This is a genomic window from Streptomyces sp. SID14478, from assembly GCF_010548525.1.
Lineage (GTDB): Bacteria > Actinomycetota > Actinomycetes > Streptomycetales > Streptomycetaceae > Streptomyces.
The window spans coordinates 1-5,233 of record NZ_JAAGMG010000043.1; the positions used below are offsets into that span (position 1 = coordinate 1).

At 73.9% G+C, this 5,233-nt stretch carries 5 protein-coding genes and 1 pseudogene; 1 reads left to right on the forward strand and 5 read right to left on the reverse strand.

What is annotated here, in order from left to right; all coding sequences use genetic code 11:
- The coding region (locus tag G3I40_RS01695; protein WP_164300352.1) for an FAD-dependent oxidoreductase at positions 1 to 1,534 on the reverse strand (1,534 nt) is incomplete at its 3' end.
- A gap of 37 nt (positions 1,535 to 1,571) precedes the next feature.
- Positions 1,572 to 3,152 carry an AMP-binding protein gene (locus G3I40_RS01700; RefSeq protein ID WP_164300353.1) on the reverse strand — a complete coding sequence of 527 codons (1,581 nt, stop codon included), beginning with the start codon at positions 3,150 to 3,152 and terminating at the stop codon, positions 1,572 to 1,574.
- A gap of 193 nt (positions 3,153 to 3,345) precedes the next feature.
- Between G3I40_RS01700 and G3I40_RS01705 the strand changes: the two genes are divergently transcribed.
- On the forward strand, positions 3,346 to 3,828 hold the full coding sequence (locus G3I40_RS01705; protein ID WP_164300354.1) for a nuclear transport factor 2 family protein: 483 nt from the start codon (positions 3,346 to 3,348) through the stop codon (positions 3,826 to 3,828).
- Between the two features lie 14 nt (positions 3,829 to 3,842).
- Here G3I40_RS01705 and G3I40_RS01710 read toward each other — a convergent pair whose 3' ends face one another.
- The 3 genes and pseudogenes from G3I40_RS01710 to G3I40_RS01720 form a co-directional block, all read right to left on the reverse strand.
- Positions 3,843 to 4,775 (reverse strand): MBL fold metallo-hydrolase, encoded by a 933-nt coding sequence (locus G3I40_RS01710; RefSeq protein ID WP_203643214.1) that lies wholly within the window; start codon positions 4,773 to 4,775, stop codon positions 3,843 to 3,845.
- A complete protein-coding gene (locus G3I40_RS01715) occupies positions 4,772 to 5,035 on the reverse strand; it encodes an acyl carrier protein (protein ID WP_164300355.1) in 264 nt (87 codons plus the stop codon). Before G3I40_RS01715 ends, G3I40_RS01710 begins: the two co-directional genes overlap by 4 nt.
- Before the next feature lie 59 nt (positions 5,036 to 5,094).
- Positions 5,095 to 5,233, reverse strand: a pseudogene (locus tag G3I40_RS01720) (ketosynthase chain-length factor); the annotation flags it as partial.

Genomic DNA, 5,233 nt, shown 5'->3' on the forward strand with positions numbered 1-5,233 from the left:
CGGGCCCGGTGCCGCCGACGGTGCGGACCGACAGCCACTCGCCGTACTGGGCGGCCGCGGTGACGGCCACGCCGACGGGGACGTCGCCCGGCCCGTGACCGCCCGTGGCGAGCAGCAACGACCAGCGGGGGTCGCGCAGTTCGGACCGGAAGTCCTGGAAGACCCCGGCGGCCGGGTCGGACGCCTCGGGCGTGCGCACGGCGGCGGCACGGCTGCCGGGGACGGGGGTCGCAACCGGTTCCCGCGTGCTCATCAGGACGGATCCGGCGTTCGCCAGGTAGGTGACCCGGTCGGTCTCCGCGGTGGTCAGGGACGACGCGCCGTAACCGATCTTCAGGCCCGACATGCCGCCCAGCACCTTGCGCTGCACCGCCCGGCGCAGCGGCCGCACCGTGTTGACGACGCGCAGGGCGATCGGCAGGACCACGCCGGCGAGTGCGTTCTTCAGTTGGACCAGGGTGGTGGCGGTGCGCGTGGAGCCCAGCAGGACGGCGCCGAGCGGCACCCGTTCCTCGCTGTACGTCTCCAGCAACTCCCGCCCCGCGTGGCCCTGTTCGACCATGGCCAGTTTCCAGGCGAGGTTGTAGGCCTCCTGGATGCCGGTGTTCATGCCCTGTCCGGAGGCGGGGCTGTGCACGTGCGCGGCGTCGCCTGCCACGAGGACGCGGCCGTCCTGCATGCGCTCCACCATCCGCTGCTGGAAGGTGAACACGGACGTCCAGGACGCGGCGCCGACCCGCACCGGGTGGCCGAGGCCCGCGGTGAGCTTCGCGGAGAGCAGTTCCTCGGCGCGGCCGGGCTCGGCCGCGCCGGCGGTGGGCACGGTGTCCAGGATCCGCCAGCGCCCGTCGCGGACGAAGGGCACCATCATCAGGGCCTGTCCGCCGGTGTGTGCCCAGTAGATGCTGTCGGGCTCCACCTCGGTGTCGATGGGGACGTCCGCGAGCATCCACGTCTCGCTGCTCTCCCCGAGGAGTTCGAGGCCGAGGCGCTTGCGCACGGTGCTGTGGCCGCCGTCGCAGCCCACCAGCCAGGACGCGGTGCACGACTCCTCGCGGCCGTCGGTGTGCACCAGGCGGACGTCCACCGCCTCGGCGTCCTGCGTGAAGTCCGCGAGGCGCACGCCCCATTCGACGCGGACCCCGAGCCGGGCCACCGCCGAGCGCAGCGCGTCCTCGGTCTCGGTCTGCTCGATGATCAGGGTGTAGGGGTAGCGGGTGGGCATCGTCGCGTAGTCGGCCCGCAGCCGGACCCGGCGCCGGCCTCCGGCGTACATGGTGAACGCCCGGTTGCGCCGTCCCCGGGGCAGCACGTCGTCGACGATGCCCATCTGGTCGTACGTCTCCAGGGTGCGCGGGTGGGTGGCGACGGCGCGGCTGGTGCGGGCCGGACCCGGTGCCGCGTCGATCAGCCGCACCTGCAGGCCACGGCGGGCGAGTTCGTGGGCCGCGGTCAGGCCGACGGGGCCGGCACCGACGACCAGCACCTGGGTCGACGGGGTGGGCTCGGCCGGCCGGTCGGTGGGATTCACCATGGTCTGCTCCAGGGTCGGTTGCGGGGCGCGGGGCGGGTCATGCGGCGGCCCGCTGTCTCAACTGCGCGCGCACGACGCGGCGTTCGGGCTTGCCGGTGGGGGTGCGCGGCACGTCGTCGATGGCCTCGGCGAAGCGGATCTGCTCGAAGAAGGCGAGGTGTTCGTTGGCCCGTGTGGTGAGGGAGTCGAGGACGTCGAGGATGCCGAGGCCCGCGGGGGCGTCCTCGCCCCGCTCGGCCAGGACGATGCCCGCCCAGACCACGGCGCCGTGCTCGGCGTCGGGCCAGTCGGCGACGATGCAGTCGGCCACGCGCGGGTCCTCGCGGATGACCTGCTCGACCCGGCTCGGCGCGACGATCTCGTTGTCGTGCTTGAAGACGTCGGCGAGGCGGTCCACCAGGCGCAGGGAGCCGTCGTCGTCGAGGTAGCCGACGTCGCCGGTGGAGAACCAGCCGTCCGCGTCGATCCGCGTGCCGTGCTCGCCGTCGAGGTAGCCGGCCATCACCTGCGGCCCCTTGACCTGGACCTCGCCGGTCGACCAGACGTCGACGGGGCGGCGTGTGGTGATGTCGACGAGCCGGCATTCCGTTCCGGGCACCACGCCGCCGACCATGCCGGGGCGGTAGCGGTCGGGCTGCTGGCAGTGGGTGAGCGGGGAGAGTTCGGCCATGCCGTAGCCCTGGATGACGGGCACGCCGAGCCGTTCGCGCAGCGTGCTCGCGGCCTGCGCGGCGAGCGCCGAGCCGCCGGACAGCACAGCGGTCAGCCGCGGTCCGGGGTGCACCGCGCCGGCCAGCCGTGCGTCCTTGGCCAGGGCGTGCAGCCGGGCGGGCAGGCCGTAGTAGTGGGTGGCGCCCGCCTCCGCGGCGGCGGCGAGGGACGCGACGGGGTCGGGGTCCTGGCACAGCACCTGGCGGGCCCCGGCGTACATACCGGAGTTGAGGTGCATCACGTGGTACAGCGGCAGGTGGTTCAGGGTGACCGAGCCGGTGTCCAGGCGGTGCGCGAGGGCGATCTGCTTGGCGTTGGCGACCAGGTTGCGGTGGGTCAGGAGTACGCCCTTGGGGCGGCCGGTGGTCCCGGTGGTGAACTGCAGGCAGGCGACGGCGCCCGGGTCGGCCCGCGGGCCGGTGAAGCGGGCCGGCCCGTCGTCCAGGACCTGGTGCAGCGGCACGGTGCCCTCGGGCACCACGCCGTCGGCGGCGTCCGTGACGACGACGGCGCGCAGCGCGGGCAGCTCGGCGCGCACCTTGGCCAGCAGTCCCGCGGTGGCCGCGGGCACGAAGGCGATCTCCACCTGGCCCGTGGTCAGGACGTGGCGCAGCCCGTCCTCGCCGATCAGCGGGTTGACCAGGACGACGGTGGCGCCGCTGCGGGCCGTGCCGTAGTAGGCGGCGGCGAAGACCGGGTCGAGGACGCTCGCCACACCGACGCGGGCGCCGGCCGCGCCGCCGAGCTCCTGGTGCAGGAAGGCGGCGATCCGGTCGGCGTACGCGTCCAGTTCGGCGAAGCCGACCGCCCGGGTCGCGGTGCGGATCGCGACGCCGTCGGGGTCGCGCCGGGCGGCGCGGCGCAGCAGTCCGTCGACGGGGACCTCAGGGTGGGCGAAGTTCGGCAACGCTCTTCTCCTCCGGCTCCGGCTGGGCGGGCATACGCCGCTGGACGTGCTCACCGTCCGTCGGGGCGCTTGAGGAATGTTCGAAGAGTGCTCGATCGGCACCACAGACGCTGTCTGCATCCGATCCACAGACAGTGTCGGCATCCCGGTCCGGCGGACCGGGACGGACCGGCGACGAAGGGAAGGGACGGCCATGACCGTCGAGGTACTGACACCTGCCGAACCCGCTTCCGCACAGGAGCAGTTCGGCGCGCTGCACGCGACGATCCAGCAGTTCTACGCGCACCAGATGCAGCTCTTCGACAGCCACGACGCGGAGCGCTGGGCGGGTACGTTCACGGAGGACGCCGTCTTCGTGGTGCCCACCCTCGACGAGCCGGTGCGCGGACGCGCCTCTCTCGCCGCGAACGTGCGCCGCAACAGGGAGCAACAGCTGCGCAGCGGTGAGCAGTTGAGACACTGGATCGGCATGCTCGACATCCAGCCGCAGGCCGACGGGACGCTGCACACCCGGGCCTACGCCCTGGTGTACGCGACGTCGCACGGCGGCGAGTCGAAGGTGTCACGGGTGTGTGTGCTCAAGGACGTGCTGGTCCGCTCGCGCGGCAAGTGGCGCGCCCGTTCGCGCCTGGTGACCCGCGACGACCTCACCGTGGCCCCCGCGGCGGCGGCCTGAGGGCCCCGCGCGTCTCAGGCGCGGCAGGCCGGCAGACCGCCGTGGTGTTCGGCCATCTCGCGGAAGAGGGCGGGGATGTCCAGCGGGTCACCGGGCGCCGCGCCGAGCGCCTCGGCGTAGGCGCGGTGCAGGTTGGGCACGAGGCGCTCGGCGTCGAGCAGGTCCGCGTACGGTCCGGGGCCGGCCTCCCGGGCGGTCTCCAGCGGGGTGAGACCGGCCGCGATGCCGTCGGCCGCGAGGCGCTGGAGGCGGCGCAGATAGCCTTCGTTGACGTCGAACAGCTCCGGGCCGCCGACCGGGCCGTGTCCGGGCACGACGGTGACGGGGCCGAGGGCGCGCAGCTGGGCCAGGGCCGTCAGCGACCCCGAGACGGAGCCCATCGGGCAGAACGGCGTGGCGCCCGCCATCACCAGGTCGCCGGTGAACAGCACCCGCTGCCCGGGCAGCCAGACGACGGTGTCGCCGGTGGTGTGGGCGGGCCCCGGGTGCAGCAGGCGGGCCTGTCGTCCGCCCACGTGAAGGTCCATGCGGTCCCGGTAGGTGACGGCGGGCACGACGATCTCCAGGTCGCCCCAGCACACGTCGGGCCACAGGCCCGTCAGGTGGGTGCCGGCCGCGGTGGCCTCCTCGCGGGCCCGCTCGTGGCCGACGACGGTGGCCTCGGGGAACACGAAGTTGCCGAAGGTGTGGTCGCCGTGGAAGTGCGTGTTGACGAGCAGCCGCGGCGCTCCGCCCGACACGCGCAGGACGTGTTCCCTGAGCCTGCGGGCCCGCGCCTCGGTGGCCACCGTGTCGATGAGCAGGCTCTCGCCGTCGCCCACGAGCAGCCCGGCGTTGCTCAGGCACCAGCCGCCGTCGGGCTGCACGTAGGCGTGGACGCCGTCGGCGACCTCCTCGAACACGGCCGCCGCGAGGGTGAGTTCCGGTGGCACCGCGGTGCCGGTCAAGCCGCTGTGCGCGCGGCCAGCGCGCCGTTGACGAGGTCGAGGTACTGGCGCGGCGTCTGCGCGTCGGCCAGCGCCTCCTCGTCGAGCGTCACGTCGTGGTCGCGTTCGACGACACCGGTGACCTGCAGGAGGGCCAGGGAGTCGTAGCCGAGGTCGAGGAACAGGGTGTCCAGGGTGTTCTCGTCCAGGGCGGTCCCCTCGTCCCCGCCCGCGGCCTCGCGCAGCAGGGCGGCGAGTTCGGTCAGCGCCAGCCGGTCCATGGTGGTCCTCGTTCCTCTTCTGGGTCGGGAAGGTCTCGTGGTCTGTGGCGAGCCGTGGGTCAGAGCGCGGCGCGCACGACCGTCGCCGCGTTGAAGCCGCCGCGGCCCCTGGCCAGGACCAGGGCGTGCCGCAGCCGGGCCGGGCGCGGTGCGCCGGTCACCAGGTCCACGGGGCAGTCGTCGGCCACCCGCACGGCG